At 66.8% G+C, this 15,592-nt stretch carries 13 protein-coding genes; 7 read left to right on the top strand and 6 right to left on the bottom strand.

All coding sequences use genetic code 11. The features are described from left to right. Positions 1 to 19 precede the first annotated feature (19 nt). Entirely contained in the window at positions 20 to 1,249 is a 1,230-nt protein-coding gene (locus tag BMY12_RS07980) for a DUF445 domain-containing protein (protein ID WP_093284280.1), read from the top strand. A gap of 84 nt (positions 1,250 to 1,333) precedes the next feature. Here the strand turns inward: BMY12_RS07980 and BMY12_RS07975 are convergent, their stop codons facing one another. From BMY12_RS07975 to BMY12_RS07950, 6 genes are all read right to left on the bottom strand, one after another. Further along, a complete protein-coding gene (locus BMY12_RS07975; protein ID WP_093284277.1) occupies positions 1,334 to 2,782 on the bottom strand; it encodes an OmpA family protein in 1,449 nt (482 codons plus the stop codon). 249 nt (positions 2,783 to 3,031) lie between these two features. Further along, positions 3,032 to 4,072, bottom strand: a complete 1,041-nt coding sequence (qhpR, locus tag BMY12_RS07970) for an AraC-like transcriptional regulator QhpR (RefSeq protein ID WP_093284275.1) — start codon at positions 4,070 to 4,072, stop codon at positions 3,032 to 3,034. Between the two features lie 137 nt (positions 4,073 to 4,209). Next, on the bottom strand, positions 4,210 to 5,607 hold the full coding sequence (gene eat, locus BMY12_RS07965) for an ethanolamine permease (protein WP_093284272.1): 1,398 nt from the start codon (positions 5,605 to 5,607) through the stop codon (positions 4,210 to 4,212). Between the two features lie 38 nt (positions 5,608 to 5,645). Continuing rightward, on the bottom strand, positions 5,646 to 6,401 hold the full coding sequence (eutC, locus tag BMY12_RS07960) for an ethanolamine ammonia-lyase subunit EutC (protein WP_093284269.1): 756 nt from the start codon (positions 6,399 to 6,401) through the stop codon (positions 5,646 to 5,648). Continuing rightward, the gene (locus BMY12_RS07955; protein ID WP_093284591.1) at positions 6,398 to 7,789 is read right to left on the bottom strand and encodes an ethanolamine ammonia-lyase subunit EutB; all 1,392 of its coding nucleotides are present in this window, start codon (positions 7,787 to 7,789) and stop codon (positions 6,398 to 6,400) included. The genes eutC and BMY12_RS07955 overlap by 4 nt, the downstream gene beginning before the upstream one ends. A 118-nt stretch (positions 7,790 to 7,907) precedes the next feature. Further along, positions 7,908 to 8,570: a YceH family protein gene (locus tag BMY12_RS07950; protein WP_093284267.1), complete on the bottom strand. Its 663-nt coding sequence runs from the start codon at positions 8,568 to 8,570 to the stop codon at positions 7,908 to 7,910. Positions 8,571 to 8,895: 325 nt separating this feature from the next. Here BMY12_RS07950 and BMY12_RS07945 point away from each other — a divergent pair, with 325 nt between their 5' ends. The 6 genes from BMY12_RS07945 to BMY12_RS07920 all read left to right on the top strand — a co-directional run bounded on the left by BMY12_RS07945 (position 8,896) and on the right by BMY12_RS07920 (position 15,574). Beyond that, positions 8,896 to 9,324, top strand: coding sequence for a hypothetical protein (locus BMY12_RS07945; protein WP_093284264.1), 429 nt, complete (start codon positions 8,896 to 8,898; stop codon positions 9,322 to 9,324). A 110-nt stretch (positions 9,325 to 9,434) separates the two neighbouring features. Beyond that, positions 9,435 to 9,908 carry a hypothetical protein gene (locus tag BMY12_RS07940; RefSeq protein WP_143068886.1) on the top strand — a complete coding sequence of 158 codons (474 nt, stop codon included), beginning with the start codon at positions 9,435 to 9,437 and terminating at the stop codon, positions 9,906 to 9,908. Between the two features lie 211 nt (positions 9,909 to 10,119). Then, the gene (locus tag BMY12_RS07935; RefSeq protein WP_143068885.1) at positions 10,120 to 11,352 is read left to right on the top strand and encodes a hypothetical protein; all 1,233 of its coding nucleotides are present in this window, start codon (positions 10,120 to 10,122) and stop codon (positions 11,350 to 11,352) included. 109 nt (positions 11,353 to 11,461) lie between these two features. Further along, entirely contained in the window at positions 11,462 to 12,400 is a 939-nt protein-coding gene (locus BMY12_RS07930) for a hydrogen peroxide-inducible genes activator (protein ID WP_093284256.1), read from the top strand. Positions 12,401 to 12,404: 4 nt separating this feature from the next. Then, a complete protein-coding gene (locus BMY12_RS07925) occupies positions 12,405 to 14,336 on the top strand; it encodes a lytic transglycosylase domain-containing protein (protein WP_093284254.1) in 1,932 nt (643 codons plus the stop codon). Beyond that, positions 14,333 to 15,574: a multifunctional CCA addition/repair protein gene (locus tag BMY12_RS07920; protein ID WP_093284251.1), complete on the top strand. Its 1,242-nt coding sequence runs from the start codon at positions 14,333 to 14,335 to the stop codon at positions 15,572 to 15,574. Before BMY12_RS07925 ends, BMY12_RS07920 begins: the two co-directional genes overlap by 4 nt. Positions 15,575 to 15,592: the final 18 nt, after the last annotated feature.

Here is a 15,592-nt window from a genome sequence, read left to right as displayed (position 1 = left end):
CAAAGAAGGGGAGCAGCGAATGGATTGGCAGAACATCATCGCGGACGTGCGGCAGCATCTCTGGGTTTATCTCTCGCTGCCTTTCATCAGCGCGATCATCGGTTACCTGACCAAGGTGGTGGCCATCCGCATGATGTTCCACCCCATCGAGTTCATCGGTATCCCGCCCTTTCTGGGCTGGCAGGGCATTATCCCGCGAAACGCCGAGCGCATGGCGGGACTGTCGGTGGAAGCCATGACCCGGCACCTGATTTCGGTGCGCGAGGTGTTCAACCGCCTGGACCCGGCGCGCGTGGCGCGCGAGCTGGAGCGGCCGCTGACCGAGGCCATGGAGCGCATCACCCACGAGGTGGCGGAACGCTACCAGCCGGGCCTGTGGGCCACGCTGCCGGAATTCATGCGCCGCAAGATCATCGCCCGCGTGCAGGCCGACATGCCCAACACCATCGAACAGATCATGGGCGAGATCCGCGCGCGCATCGATCAGCTGTTCGACCTCAAGCACATGGTGGTGAGCAATCTGGTCCGCGACAAGCAGCTGCTCAACCGCATCTTCGCCGAGACCGGCCGCCAGGAATTCAGGTTCTTCGGCACCGCCGGCTTCTACTTCGGCTTCGGCATCGGCCTGGTGCAGATGGTCACCTGGGTGTTCTACAAGGAGCCCTGGGTGCTGCCGACCTTCGGTCTGTTCGTCGGCTTTGCCAGCGACTGGCTGGCGTTGCAGATGCTGTTCCGCCCGCTGCGCCCGCGCACGGTCATGGGCCTGAAGGTGCAGGGCCTGTTCCTGCGCCGCCAGCAGGAAGTGGCGCATGACTACGGCAATCTGATTGCCGACCAGATTCTGACGCCGGCCAAGTTCTGGGAGGCGGTGATGCAGGGGCCGCTGTCGGATCGTCTGTTCGAAGTCGTGCAGCGCAATGTGAAGCAGGCGGTGGACGAGCAGGCCGGCGCGGCACGGCCGCTGGTGGCGCTGGTGATCGGCAGCAAGAAGTACAACGAGATGAAGCACGCGGTGGCCGAGGCGCTGATGCGCGAGCTGCCGGTGGCGCTGCAATCGGTGAACCGCTACGCCGAAGACGCCATGGATATCCGCAACACCCTGATCGAGCGCATGCGCGCGATGAGCGCCGAGCAGTTCGAAGGCATGCTGCGCCCGGTGTTCAAGCAGGACGAGTGGGTGCTGATCACGGTCGGCGCGGTGCTGGGCTTTCTGGTCGGCGAGCTGCAGGTGTTCCTGATGATGCACTGAGTCGCGCGAAAACGGACGAGGCAAAAAGAAAACGGGCCGATTTTCATCGGCCCGTTTCCGTTCAAGCACGCCGTGCAGCTGACTTCAGCGAGCCGGCTCCGGCATCTGCGGCAGCGAGTCCCAGGCCGGACCGCCAGAAGCGGCCTCGCCCGAAGCCGGCGCGACGGTGGTGTCCGGCAGCGCGGCGGCCTCACCAGCCGGCGCGGCTGCGGGCTCCGCCGGTGCGGCGGCCGGTGCCGGCTCAGCCGCAGGGGCGGCTTCGGCGGCCGGTGCGGCTTCCGCCGGCGCAGCGGCCGGAGCCGCTTCTGCCGGGGCGGCTTCGGTGGCGGCCGGTGCAGCCGCGCCCTGACCGTTGCCGTTGCTCTCGGTCACCTTCAGCTCGACGCGACGGTTCTTCTCGCGGCCTTCCTCGGTGGCGTTGTCGGCAACCGGCTGGCTCTCGCCGAAGCCCTTGCTGCTCAGACGCGCGGCTTCGATGCCGTGCTGCACGAGATAGTCGTGCACGGCCTTGGCGCGGCGCTCGGAGAGCTTCTGGTTGTAGGCATCGGTGCCGACGTTGTCGGTGTGACCGTCGATCTCCACCTTGATGTCGGTGCGAGACTGCAGCGCGGTGACCACGCCATCGAGCAGCGACTTGGCATTGGCGGTCAGCGAGTACTTGTCGAACTCGAAGTTCACGCCGTGCAGCACGATCACATCCCCCGTGCCGCAACCGCTCAGGTCGATGCGCTCGCCAGCCTGCGGCGGCTTGCAAGCCGGAGGCGGCGGGGGCGGCGGGGGCGGCGCTTCCACCACGGCAGCCGGTTCCGGCGCCGGAGGCGGCGGCGGGGGCGGCGGCGAGGCGAAGGCATAACGCAGGGTGACCATGGCCGACTGCGCTTCGTAGCGCGTGCGGACATTGGAGCCGTCGTTGGCGCTCAGATCGAAGCTCAGGCGTTCGCTGCGCACATAGCGGTAGTCCAGCGAGGCCGTCCAGTGCGGGCTCAGGTCGAAGGCCAGACCGGCGCCGCCCTGATAGACCATGGCGTAGTCGTGACGCGAGGTCAGCTGGCTGCCGTTGTACTGCGGGTCGTCCAGCTTGATCTTGCCGTAACCGAGGCCGCCACCCAGGTAGGGATGCACGGAGCCGGACTTGAACAGATCCCACCAGAGATTGAGGCTGCCGGCTTCGGCTTTCTCGTTGCCGTCGGCCTTCACCGTGCTGCCGGCGGAGCCGCCGACGCCGATCACGGCATTCTTCAGGCCGTTATCGCGATAGCTGTATTCCAGTTCGGGACGCAGGCCGTTGGCGAATGCGTAGCCGAGCGTGGCGCCGCCAACCCAGCCGGTATCGAACTTGAGCTTGGCGATTTCGGTGCCGTTGTCCAGCGCGCCGAGACCGGTATCGCCGTAAATCTTGAGATGCTGCTTGGAAAGAAAATTCGCGCCGCCTTCCAGGCCGAGGTAGATGCCGTCGCCCGCCATCACAGGCAGGGGAGCGGCACAGGCCAGGGCCAGTGCAAGACGGTTGAGCGATTTGGGTTTGCGCGACATGACGGTCCCCTCGCCTTGAAAGCTGTTTGTTGGTAGATCGGGTTTGTAACACCGGTGTGCAGTCCCGGTGCCAGTGTGCGATTAAACCAGAGTTTGCTTTCAGATGCAGGACTTTTCCGCAGCGTGCCCTGCGCAGAAAGCACAGCAAGGTGAGCTGCGTCGCATGGTGCTTGCAGCGCGACGCGTGAAATTCGCACAAGCCTGATCGGCACAGCGGAAATGCGGCGTCTGTGTGCCGGCGGCAGTGTCTCAGAGCAGGCCGTCGCGCTGGCGGCGCAGCTGCGTGGGTGCGGCGCCAAACCAGCGCACGCAGGCACGCGTGAAGGCACTGAGTTCGGAATAGCCCAGCAGTGCGGCGATGTCGCTCAGCGGCAGATGCCGCTCGCCCAGATATTGTGTCGCCAGCCGCCGACGCAGATCCTCCACCAGCTCGGCATAGCTGCAGCCGCTTTCGGCCAGACGCCTTTGCAGCGTCCAGCGCGCCAGACCCAGCGCTGCGGCCACCGCCTCGATGTGCGGATAACCCGACACCAGCCGCGAGCGGATTTCGCCGCACAGGCTGTCGACGAAGCTCAGCTGCCCGGTATCGCCCGCCACCTGCAGCAACTGCTGGCGCAGCTGCACCAGCGTGGACAGATCGCGGCCGGGCATGGCCTGCAGTGGATCGCGCAGACGGAAGCGCAGGGCATTGCGCGACTGGCCATAGCGCACCGGCGCACGGAACGCCTCGCGGTGCTCGCGCCACTGGCCCGGTCGCGGATGCTCGAACCAGACTTCGTCCGGCGCCCAGTCCGCGCCCAGGCAGCGGCGCAGCACATTGGCAAACATGCCCAGGGTCAGCTCGGCGTCCTGACGCCGCTGCAGGATGCGGCCGTCGAGAATGCGGTACTCCAGGCTCAGCACCCCGTTCTGCTCGCGAAACGCGGTTTCGGTGACCTGCTGGTGAAACGGGAACAGGCCCGCCAGATGTTCCAGCGCGCTGCCCAGGTTGGGCGCGGCCAGCGCGATCTGGCCGATCAGGCCCAGCTGCTCGGGCTGGAACTGCTGGCCGTAGCGCAGACCGAAGTTGTCGTCGCCGGTGTCGGCCGCCGCCAGCTCCATCATCCGGCAGTAGGCACCCAGGTCCAGGGGCAGCAGCGGATTGTCGATGCTGGCGCCATCCAGTCCGGCGCGCGACAGCACGGTGCTGTCGTTGCCGCCCTCGCAGCGGATGAAGGCGCGCACGCCGCTGGCGGCTGCCGCCAGTACATGGCGGCCCTGTCCGGAGCTGGTCGATGCCGAAATCCGCATCTTGCGCTGCAGGTCCTTGAACGAAGAATCACGAAAAATCGAAAAAGCAGGACCGCGTCCCCCGACACGGTCCTGCCACAGCCAGCTTCACTCCCAAGCGTGACAGCGCTTGACGGAGCAATAAGCGTGCAAACCGCTCAGGCCGCGTCCGGCGCGCTCGCCAGCAGCGCATCATCGCTGGCCGCCGCAGCGCGCGACTTGGCGCTGAGGAAGTAGAACAGCAGGCTCACCGCGAACAGCGCCAGGAACAGGCCGAACACGATCTTGTTGTAATAGATCATGGTGCCCATGAACACCAGCGCCAGCAGCAGGGCGATGGCCGGGAACGCCGGATAGAACGGTGCCAGGAACGGCCGCACCAGCTTCGGCTCGCTGCGGCGCAGCTTGAACAGGCTGAGCATGGAGACGATGTACAGCAGGATGGCGCCGAACACCGACATGGTGACGATGTTGGCGGTCAGCGGCTGGCCGCCGATCTGGATGAAGCTGTCGGAATAGATGGCCGCGATGCCGACCACGCCGCCGGCGAGAATCGCCCAGTGCGGGGTCTTGCGCGTGGGATGCAGCTTGGCGAAGAAGCCCGGCAGAAAGCCGGCACGCGCCATCGCGAAGATCTGTCGCGAGTAGCCCATGATGATGCCGTGGAAGGAAGCGATCAGGCCGAACAGGCCGATCCACACCAGCATGTGCAGCCAGCCGCTGGATTCACCCACCACCATCTTCATGGCCTGCGGCAGCGGATCATTCATGTTGGCGAGCTTGGACCAGTCGCCCACGCCGCCGGCGAAGAACATCACGCCGAAGGCCAGCACCACCAGGGTGAGAATGCCGCCCACGTAAGCGCGCGGAATGACTTTCTTCGGGTCCTTGGTTTCCTCGGCGGCCATGGCCGCGCCCTCGATGGCGAGGAAGAACCAGATGGCGAAGGGAATCGCCGCGAAGATGCCGCCCAGCGCCGCCGGCGTGAAGCTCGACGTGCCCGCCCAGCCATTGGCGGTGAAATGGCTCCAGGAGAAACCCGGCGCCACCACGCCCATGAACACCAGCAGTTCGAAGATCGCCAGCAGGGTCACGAACAGCTCGAAGGTGGCGGCGATGGACACGCCGGCAATGTTCAGCGCCATGAACACGATGTACGCGCCCACTGCGGCGGTCTTGGGATCGAGTGCCGGGAACTGCACATTCAGATACGCGCCGATGGCCAGCGAGATCGCCGGTGGTGCGAACACGAACTCGATCAGCGTGGCGAAGCCCGCGACGAATCCGCCGAAAGGCCCGAAGGCGCGATAGCTGTAGGCGAAGGGACCGCCGGCATGCGGAATGGCCGTGGTCAGCTCGGTGAAGCTGAAGATGAAGGTGGTGTACATCACCGCCACCAGAATGGTGGAGACCAGGAAGCCCAGGGTGCCCGCCGAGGCCCAGCCGTAACTCCAGCCGAAGTACTCGCCGGAAATCACCAGGCCCACCGCGATGCCCCATAAATGCCAACCGCTCAGGCTTTTCTTCAACTCGGTCTTTGTTGCTGCTTCGCTCATGACACCACTCCTAGAATTGTTCGCCGTGCAGGGGCGAATCAGGTAAGCGCTTGCGGCGCCGAAGGCAGCGAGACCGTCGGCGTTTCCAGTTTCAGATCCACGCCGGTGAGCTGGCGCTCGCGCGCCTCGTTCATCAGCCACAACAGGGTTTCGGCGGCCTGCGCGTGCGAGAGGCCATCGCCGTGCACATTGGAGATGCAGTTGCGCTCGGCATCGACACGGCCCAGGCGCGGCTGCCAGGTGAGATAGATGCCCAGGCTGTCGGCCACCGACAGGCCCGGCCGCTCACCGATCAGCACCGCCACCATGCGCGCGCCCAGCAGCTCGGCGATCTCGTCGCCCAGGGCCACGCGGCCTTGGGCAGCCAGCGCAATCGGCGCGAGCCGCATGCCGTCCAGACGCGGCAGCAGGGCCGCGAGCAGACCCGGCACCTGTGCGCTCACGGCGGCGGCGGACAGACCGTCCGCCACCACGATGGCCAGATCAAAGTCGCCGGCCAGCGCCTGCAGGCGCGAGACGTCTTCTTCATGCAGACGCCGGCCCAGATCGGGACGACGCAGATAGGTCTGCCGGTCCGGCGCCCGCGAGCGCACCGGCACGCTGGGATGCGCCAGCTGCGCGGCCAGGGCATGGAAGTCCACCGCGCCGTGCACGGCATCGCGCGCGCGGCTGTGTGCGGCCTGAAAATCCAGCAAGGCATTCGTGGGCTGCGCGTCGCCGGCGCGGCCGATGCCGATGCGCGCGCGCGTGAGGCCGCGAAAGCGCGCGAAGGGATCGTGCGTGATCCCGCTCATGGCGCGGCCGCAAACAGCTGGCGCAGGGCCTTGCTGTTGGCCTCGGGCGGCGGCAGGCGGCCGTGCTCATCGCACAGGCCCATGCGCTGCAGCCAGGCCGCGAACTCCGGCGCCGGCTGCAGATTGAGCAGATGGCGCAGGCCGAGAATGTCGTGGTAGGCCAGGCTCTGGTAGCTGAGCATCACATCGTCGGCGCCGGGCACCGCGATCATGAAGTTCACGCCGGCGGTGGCGAGCAGGGTCATGAGCGTGTCCATGTCGTCCTGATCGGCTTCGGCGTGATTGGTGTAGCAGACGTCCACGCCCATCGGCAGACCCAGCAGCTTGCCGCAGCAGTGATCTTCCAGGCCGGCGCGGATGATCTGCTTGGCATCGAAGAGATATTCCGGGCCGATGAAGCCGACCACGGTATTGACCAGCAGCGGCGAGAACGGTCGCGCCACCGCGTAGGCGCGCACTTCCATGGTCTGCTGATCCACGCCGTGATGCGCATTGGCCGACAGCGCGCTGCCCTGGCCGGTTTCGAAGTACATGACGTCCTCGCCCACGCTGCCGCGCTGGAGTGCGCGCGCCGCGTCCAGGCCTTCGCGCAGCAGCTTCAGATCGATGCCGAAACCGCGATTGGCGGCCTCGCTGCCGGCGATGGACTGGAACACCAGATCCAGCGGGGCGCCGCGCTCGATGGCGCGCAGGCTGGTGGTGATGTGCGCGAGCACGCAGGACTGCGTGGGAATCTCGAAGCGCTGGCGCAGCTCGTCGAGCATCTGCAGCAGGCGGATGGTGTCGGGCACCGAATCGGTGGCGGGGTTGATGCCGATCACCGCATCGCCGATGCCGTAGAGCAGGCCGTCGAGCGTGGCGGCGGCGATGCCCATGGGATCGTCGGTGGGGTGATTGGGCTGCAGGCGCGAGCCGAGGCGCCCGGCCAGGCCCAGGGTGTTGCGGAACTTCGTCACCACCCGGCACTTGGCGGCCACCGCAATCAGATCCTGATTGCGCATCAGCTTCGACACCGCGGCCACCATCTCCGGCGTGAGCCCCGGTGCCAGGCGCGCGAGTGTGTCGCTATCGGCCGCGTAGGACAGCAGGTAGTCGCGGAACTGACCCACGCTCATCGCCGAAACCGGCGCAAAGGCCTGCGCGTCGTGACTGTCGATGATCAGGCGCGTGACCTCGTCGTCCTCATAAGGCACGACCAGATCTTCCAGAAAGCTCTTGAGCGGCAGCTCCGCGAGCACGCGCTTGGCGGCCACGCGCTGCTCATCGCTCTGCGCAGCCAGGCCCGCCAGCTCATCGCCGGAGCGACGCGGCGAAGCGCAGGCCAGCACCGCCTTCAGATCGGCGAAGCGATAGCTGCGTGCCCCCAAGCGGGTTTGATAAAGCGCCATGAAACCGACCAGCCCCGGGCCCATAAGCCCTGTATCAGACTGCGTTTCATCTTGCTAAAGCCCTGCCAGCGGATTTGACATCCGAACACAGAACGGCGCGGCAGGCCGCCGCGCCGTTTCAGCCGGGAGGCCCGATCAGCAGTTCAAGCTGTTGTTTCAGCTCGTTGATTTGTTCCTGCTGCGCGCTCAGCTGCTGCTCCAGCGCAGCCAGCCGCGCCTCCGTGGAGCCGCTGCGCGGCGCTGCGGCCGGCTCGGCTTCCCAGTCCTGCGGCACCGCAATGGACTCGCCGCCGCACAAAAGATGGGCATAACGCACCGCCGACTGTCCCGGCGCGCGCGGCAGCTGCGTCACCATGGGCTGCGCGCGGTCGGCCAGATCATTGAGCACCGTACGCACCGACTCATCGTCCCCGGGACCGCCCAGCGGCGCGGCATGCGCGCGCAGCTCCGCCAGGGTCTGCGGCCCGCGCAGCATCAGCGTCACCAGCACCGCCTGCGTCTGCGGCTTGAGCAGCAGCTGATGCAGAAACTGATGCCGCCACTTCTGCGCGCGGGCGCTGAAGTTGTCGCGCACCACCAGCTTGAGTTCCTCCAGAAGCCCCAGGGCATTGCCCACCTCGCCCTCGCTCAGATTCATGAGCGGAAAGCGGGACGTCTTCTGGTTGGCCGCGAGCATGATCGCGTTCTGCGTCATGGGGTAGTACTGCGGCGTGGTGATGGACTTCTCCACCAGCGAGGCGATCACGCGGGCTTCGTTCGGGCTGAGCAGCAATTCGGCCATGTCTATCCTGGGCTCATCTGACGCGGGCGCGCATCGTAGCGGGTGGTGGGGTGGGGCGCTATTGGGTGGGCGTTGGTGAGCGCCGCGAACCCGACTGCCATCGTCGGGGAGTGTGAGCGTACGGGGGTTGGTGAAGCTGCGGTGCTTCGTGTCCGGCTTGAAGCATCCGAGTCGCGTTTACTGGCTGGCACTGGTGGGAGGAATAATCTGTCAAGCGGGGGCGTGCAAAAGAGGTGGAGACGATATTGCTCCGGAGAGAGGGCCAGCGCTCAGTTCCGCTTGAGAGTGGCCGTGATAATTAGCTGTCATCAACGAGGGGTGTCGCATGGCAAGCAACAACACAGCTGGCTTGACGGAGAGTGCCGCGGCTCTCTCCGAGGCTTACAGCCAGCATGCAGGGGTGCTGAGAACCTGGCTCGTCGCCTATGGAATTGGTGCGCCCGCGCTCTTCCTCAGCCAAGACAAGATATGGGAGGTTCTGGCCAAGTCCGGACGACTACCGAGCATTGGCATCTTGTTCTTGGCCGGCGTCGCCCTTCAGGTTGTTCTTGCCGCCGTCAACAAGTCCGTCATGTGGGCTTGCTATTACGGCGAAATGAAGCCTGCGTACAAGGACACGCGGCGCTATAAGTTGGCCGATTGGCTCTCTCGCCAATACGCCATCGACTTCGTGCTGGATTTGATCTCGATGGGGGGATTCGGAATTGCCACGTACCAATGCTTTGTGGTTCTGTCTTCAAGCGTGATTGCCTGAGAAGTCAGAAGAGTGCCGAGTAAATTAAGAAGTTATCGGCAAGCCCTCCGAGCAATTTACTCCGGGCGTTCATCTCGGCTCCATGCAGCCCGAACCAATGGAAATTATCCATGCGATACCTGATGCTGTTCTTGGTGATGACGCTGACCGCGTGCGCCACCAAAGTTCCTGTCGGCGAGATTGATCCGAGCGCGGCCATCATTCAGAACCAAAGGCTGGAAGATGGGGAGCACGCGATATCGGCGATGTTTGTGGTCATCGATGGGCAGATGGTGAAGCCGGATGTCATGACCCGTGGCATCGATGCACGTTACGCGGTCGCGCCGGGCAATCACAATCTGGTTCTGCAGGTGGTGCACGGCAAGAACAGCGTGTGGGCACCGGGGCCGCTGATGGAAGCCTATCTGCCGCTCAGCGCGCGCCTGGAAGTCGGTCACATTTATACAGGGCAGGCAAGAGTGGAGCGCGGCATCGCGTATGCCCGCCTGCTTGATCAGCAGACCGGGCAGGCCGTGTCGGAGAATGCAGCCGCAGCGCTGGTGCCAGCCAAGATCGGCGGCGTGATGTTGATTCCGGTGCACTGAGCGCAGCGTTCATGTAGTGCATCGTCGCAGGCGCCACAAACCCGCAAGGCGGGCCAAGTCCCCTGCTGAATCGGTTAGCATCCGGCCTGCAGTGCGCATGGACTTCATCGCCGAAGCCGAGCACTGCCGCGTCAGGCACAGGGCGCGATGCAGGCGCGCCGCAGAGCGCGTCACAGGTCGTTGGGAAACAGGTCATCAGGAGTTCGTGGCAATGAATTTATCCCCCATCAGCGCCGCGCCCTCGGCGGGCGCGCGCATTTCGTGGTTTTCTCTGTTTCATCCCCAATCGCGTCTGGCGTCGGCCTTGCTGCTGGCGCTGGCCTTCGGCAGCGCCTCGGCGCGCCCTCTGTCGTACACGGCCGCCACGGTGGAACCGATGCCCGCCGGCGCGCAGGGCGAGGCGGCGGTGCCGGCTAGTCCGGACGGGTCGGCCGAGCCTTCGCCGTCTTCCGAACTCGCCCAGGGCGGCGATGTGCAGGCGAAGGCTGGCGCCGGCAGCGCCATCCAGCTCAGCACCCCGGCCAGCTACAGCGCGAACTTCAGCACCAACACCGCGCACATCGCGGTGGCCAAGGTCAGCAATACCTCCAGCACCGTGACCTCCGGCGCGCTGCGCCTGGAGCTGTGGGCGAGCAAGAGCGATTACAACGGCGGCAGCCTCAACGGTTATCGCCTGGCGGTGCTGCCCTTGCACGCCAGCGGCAGCAGCAGCACGCAGCTCGCGCCCGGGGCTTACTTCCACGACATCTCGCAGGATGTGCTCGTCGACACCGTGCCGCCGCCGGGTACCTACTATCCGGTGCTGATGGTCACGGAGTACACCAGCGCCTGCACCAGCAATGACGGCTACTGCTTCGACGATTACCTGAAGCTCACGCCGCAGCTGCAGGTGGCCAGCAGCGGCGGCACCAGCAGCAATGCGGTCGAAGTGGTGGGTGCCACTTCCAGCACGCCGGATTATCTGGCGCAGACCGTGCGCTTCAAGGTGGCGGAGCTGCACAACGGCTCGCTGACGCGCACCAGCGGCAGCCTGCGTCTGGAGCTGTGGGCCACCACCAGCGCCTACAGCGGCGGCAGCATCAGCGGCTACCGCATGGCGGTGGCCCCGCTGGCCGGGCTGAGCAATACCAACAGCCAGGGCACGCTGCGGCCGGCCGGCTCCTTCACCAACCTCGATACCACCGTGCCCATCAGCAGCCAGCCGCCGCAGGGCAGCTACAGCGGCACGCTGATCGTCAGCGAGTACAACCAGAGCTGCGGCACTTCCGACGGCTACTGCATCGTCGATTGGGTGAGCTACGCCGATCCCTATCAGGTGCCGCTCACCTCGGTGCCCGATACCAGCGGCAACCTCGGCGGTGGCGGTGGTGGTGCGCTGGGTTGGCTGAGCCTGTCGCTGCTGGGTCTGGGCGCAGGCTTCGCCCGCGTTCTGCGCCGCCGCTAGGCAAGTCGTCACCAGCTGCGCGCCTGCCTCGCCGCAACGGCAAGGCAGGCGCGCCTGCGCACGCCGGCCCTTTAAGCGCCGGCACATCGCGCAATGCCATAATCCGCGCATGACTCTCACCGAACTGCGCTATCTGGTGAACCTCGACAGGGAGCGGCACTTCGGCCGCGCCGCCGAGCGCTCGTTTGTCTCGCAGCCCACGCTGTCGGTGGCGCTGAAGAAGCTCGAAGACACGCTGGGCGTGATTCTGTTCGAGCGCAACCGTGGCGAGGCGCGGCCCACGCCGATTGGCGAGCGCATCATCGCGCAGGCCAAGCGCGTGCTGGCGGAAGCGCGGCTGATCGAGGATCTGGCGCGCGCCGGTCGCGATGAGCTGGCCGGCCCGCTGCGCTTCGGCGCCATCTACACGGTGGGCCCGTATCTGCTGCCCAATCTGGTGCCGCTGCTGCGTGAGCGCGTGCCGCAGATGCCGCTGGTGATCGAAGAAAACTTCACCGCGCGTCTGCTGGAACAGCTGCGCGACAACGAGCTGGATGTGATCTGCGTGGCGCTGCCGGTGGATCTCAACGGGCTCTCGGCCTGGCCGGTGTATGACGAAGACTTCATGGTGCTGATGCCGCCGGAGCATCACTGGGCCAAGGAAAAGGCCATCGCCGCGCGCGAGCTGGCCGGCGAGCCGCTGCTGCTGCTGGGGCCGGGACACTGCTTCCGCGAACAGGTGATCGAGGCCTGCCCCAAGTGCATCGATCCGGATCGCGACGGCCCGCAGCCGCAGACCGGCAGTTCGCTGGAAACCATCCGTCATATGGTGGTCGGTGGCCTGGGCATCACCGTGCTGCCGCAATCCTCGGTGGACAATCGCCTGGAGGAACGCGCGCGCCTGCTGGCCAAGCCCTTCGTGCCGCCGGGGCCGCATCGTTCCATCGCCCTGGTCTGGCGCAAGACCTATCCGCGCCGCGCCGCCATCACGCAGCTGCGCGACGCCATCCTCGCCTGCGGCATGAAGGGCGTGCGCTATCGCCCGGACGAGGCGATGCCCGCGGAGTGAGCGCATGAAAGCTCTCTGGGCACTGCTGGCGCTGCTGCTGTTCGCCGGCAGCGCGCAGGCGCAGGACGGCGACACGCAGCAGCGCACGGCGTTTCGCGCCGCACTGGAAGTGGCGCGGCGCGGCGAGCTGCCGGCCGAAGCGCCGCTGCTGCGCCACTACGCCCTCACGCCTTATCTCAGCGCCGCGCGCCTGCTGACGCTGCTGCCGCAGACGCGTGATGCCAGCCTGGACGCCGAGACGCAGCGCTTTCTCGATGCGCAGGGCGACTGGCCGGTGGCCGGCGAACTGCGCCGCGCCTGGCTGCTGCAGCTGGCAGCGCGTCAGGCCTGGCCGCAGTTTCTCGCGCAGTATCCGGCCGACAGCAAAGACAGCCTCCTGCAGTGCTGGCGCTGGCAGGCGCGCATCGCGCTTGCCAGCGAAGAGCCGGCGCGTCGCGCGCTGGCCCCCGAGCTGCTCGCGTTCTGGCGCGAGGCGCCGCAGCTGCCGCCGCCCTGCAATCCGGTCTTCGACTGGCTGGCGCAGCAGCAAGTCATCGGCGACGCCGATCGCGAAGCGCGCGCGCGCAAGGCCCTGGATGCCGGCAATGCCGACTTCGCCGCCGGCCTGATCGCCGCGCTGCCGCCCGAACGCGCCGCGCCGCTCAGGCAATGGCTTTCGCTGCTGGATGATCCGCGTACGGCACTGGCCGCGCTGGCAGCGGATACCAAGGCCAGAATCGAAGCGCCGGCCCTGATCGCGGGCTTTACGAAGCTGGCGCGCCGCGATGCCGATGTTGCCGCGCAGCTGCTGCCGGCCTTTGCGCCGCCGCGCATCAGCGTCAGCGAGCAGGCCGAGCTGACGCGCAGCCTGGGACTGGCGCTGGCCTGGAACCGCGATGCGCGTGCCCTGGATTATTTCCAGAAGCTGTCCAGCGCCAGCGCGCTGGCCGATACGCGCACCGCCGAATGGCGCATCCGCGCCGCGCTGTGGAATCAGAGCTGGACGCTGGCCGCGCAATGGCTGGCCGAGCTGCCGGTGACGATGGCGCAGGAGCCGCGCTGGCGCTACTGGCGTGCGCGCGTCGAAGCGCAGCTCGGACACAGCGAGGCGGCGCGCAGCGCCTATGAAAATCTCGCGCAGGACAATGGCTATTACGCGCTGCTGGCCGCGCATCAGCTCGACCGGCCTTATCGTCCGCGCTGGCGCCAGCTCGCCGAAGATCTCGACGCGCAGAACCGTCTGCTGCGCAGCGCAGCGCTGACGCGCGCCCGCGAGCTGTTCTATGTCGGTGAGATCAGCTGGGCCAATGCCGAGTGGCGCAGCGCCACGCAGAATCTCAACGAAGCCGAACGCATCCAGGCCGCGCGCCTGGCCTCGCGCTGGGGCTGGCACTGGCAGACCGTGCTCACGCTCAATCAGCTCGACGCCAGCGATGCCCTGGACCTGCTCTATCCGCGCGCCTTTACGCAGGAGATCGCGCTGGCCGCGCAGGACGCGCAGCTGCCTTCCGACTGGGTGTACGGCGTGATGCGCCAGGAAAGCCTGTTCCTGCCGCAGGCGGTGTCCTCGGCAGATGCCCTGGGCCTGCTGCAGCTCAAGCTCGACACCGCGCGCGATGTGGCGCGCAAGATCGGCTTGCCGCGTCCGCAGCGCGAGGAGCTGTTCCAGCCGCAGCTCAATCTGCGGCTGGGCAGCGCCTATCTGCAGCAGATCAATGCGCGCTATGACGGCCAGTTCGTGCCCACCATCTGCGCCTACAACGCCGGGCCCAATGCCGTGGCGCGCTGGCTGCCGCCGCAGCCCATGGCCGCCGACATCTGGATCGAGAACGTGCCGTACAACGAAACGCGCGGCTATGTGCAGCGCATTCTCTGGCACATCGCCGTGCACAGCTGGCAGCTCAGCGGCCAGACGCGCGAAATCGACAGCCTGCTGCAACCGGTGCGCAAGCCATGAAGGTGTATCTGGTGGGAGGTGCGGTGCGCGACCGGCTGCTCGGCCTGCCGGTGAAGGAGCGTGACTACGTGGTGGTGGGCGCCACGCCCGAGGCCATGCTCGCGCAGGGCTACAAGCCGGTGGGCAAGGACTTCCCGGTGTTCCTGCATCCGCAGACCGGCGAGGAGTACGCGCTGGCGCGCACCGAGCGCAAGTCCGGTCATGGCTATTCGGGTTTCACCTTTCACACCGGCGAGGACGTGACGCTGGAAGATGATCTGTCGCGCCGCGACCTGACCATCAATGCCATCGCCCAGGACGAGCAGGGCACGCTCATCGACCCTTACGGGGGTCAGCGCGATCTCGCTGCGCGCCAGCTGCGCCACGTCTCGCCGGCCTTCACGGAAGATCCGCTGCGCGTGCTGCGCGTGGCGCGCTTTGCCGCGCGCTTCGCGCCGCAGGGTTTTACGGTGGCGCCCGAGACCCGCACGCTGCTGCGCCAGCTGGTGGCCAGCGGCGAGCTCGATCACCTGGTGCCCGAGCGGGTCTGGCAGGAAACCGGCAAGGCCCTGCGCTGTGAACAGCCCTCGCGTTATTTTCTGGAACTGCAGGACTGCGGCGCGCTGGCGCTGCTGATGCCGGAACTCGCGGCGCTGTCCGGCGTGCCGCAGCGCGCCGACTACCATCCGGAGGTGGACAGTCTGGTGCACACCCTGATGTGCGTGGACGCCGCCGCGCGCGAGGGTTTCAGCCTGCCGGTGCGCTACTCGGCCCTGGTGCACGATCTGGGCAAGGCCGCCACGCCGCCGCGCGAATGGCCCTCGCACCACATGCACGATCAGCGCGGTCTGCCGCTGGTGGAGACTTTCTCGCGGCGTCTGCGCGTGCCCAATGACTGCCGCGAGCTGGCACTGCTGCATACCCGCGAACATCTGCTGGTGCATCGCGTGCGCGAGCTGCGTCCGGCCACGCTGCTGGATCTGCTGGAGCGTTCGCAGGCCCTGCGCGCCGGCGAGCGCTTCGAGCTGATGCTGCAGGCCTGTCTGTGCGATGCGCGCGGCCGGCTCGGCTTCGAGCACTGCGAGTATCCGCAGAACGACTACCTGCGTGCGGCGCGCGCCGAGGCCATCCAGCTGCAGGCTGCCGATGTGATGGGCGAGGGCCTCAGCGGCCCGGCCATCGGCCAGGCCCTGCGCCAGCGCCGCATCGCCGCGCTCAAGCAGTGGCGCGCCGGTCTTGGGGGAAATCCCTCGGTTTGATGGGCCTCGTCTTGACGG

This window comes from Solimonas aquatica (assembly GCF_900111015.1).
GTDB lineage: Bacteria > Pseudomonadota > Gammaproteobacteria > Nevskiales > Nevskiaceae > Solimonas > Solimonas aquatica.
Note: the sequence above shows the minus strand (reverse complement) of the source record. Positions and strands in the feature narration are given on the sequence as shown.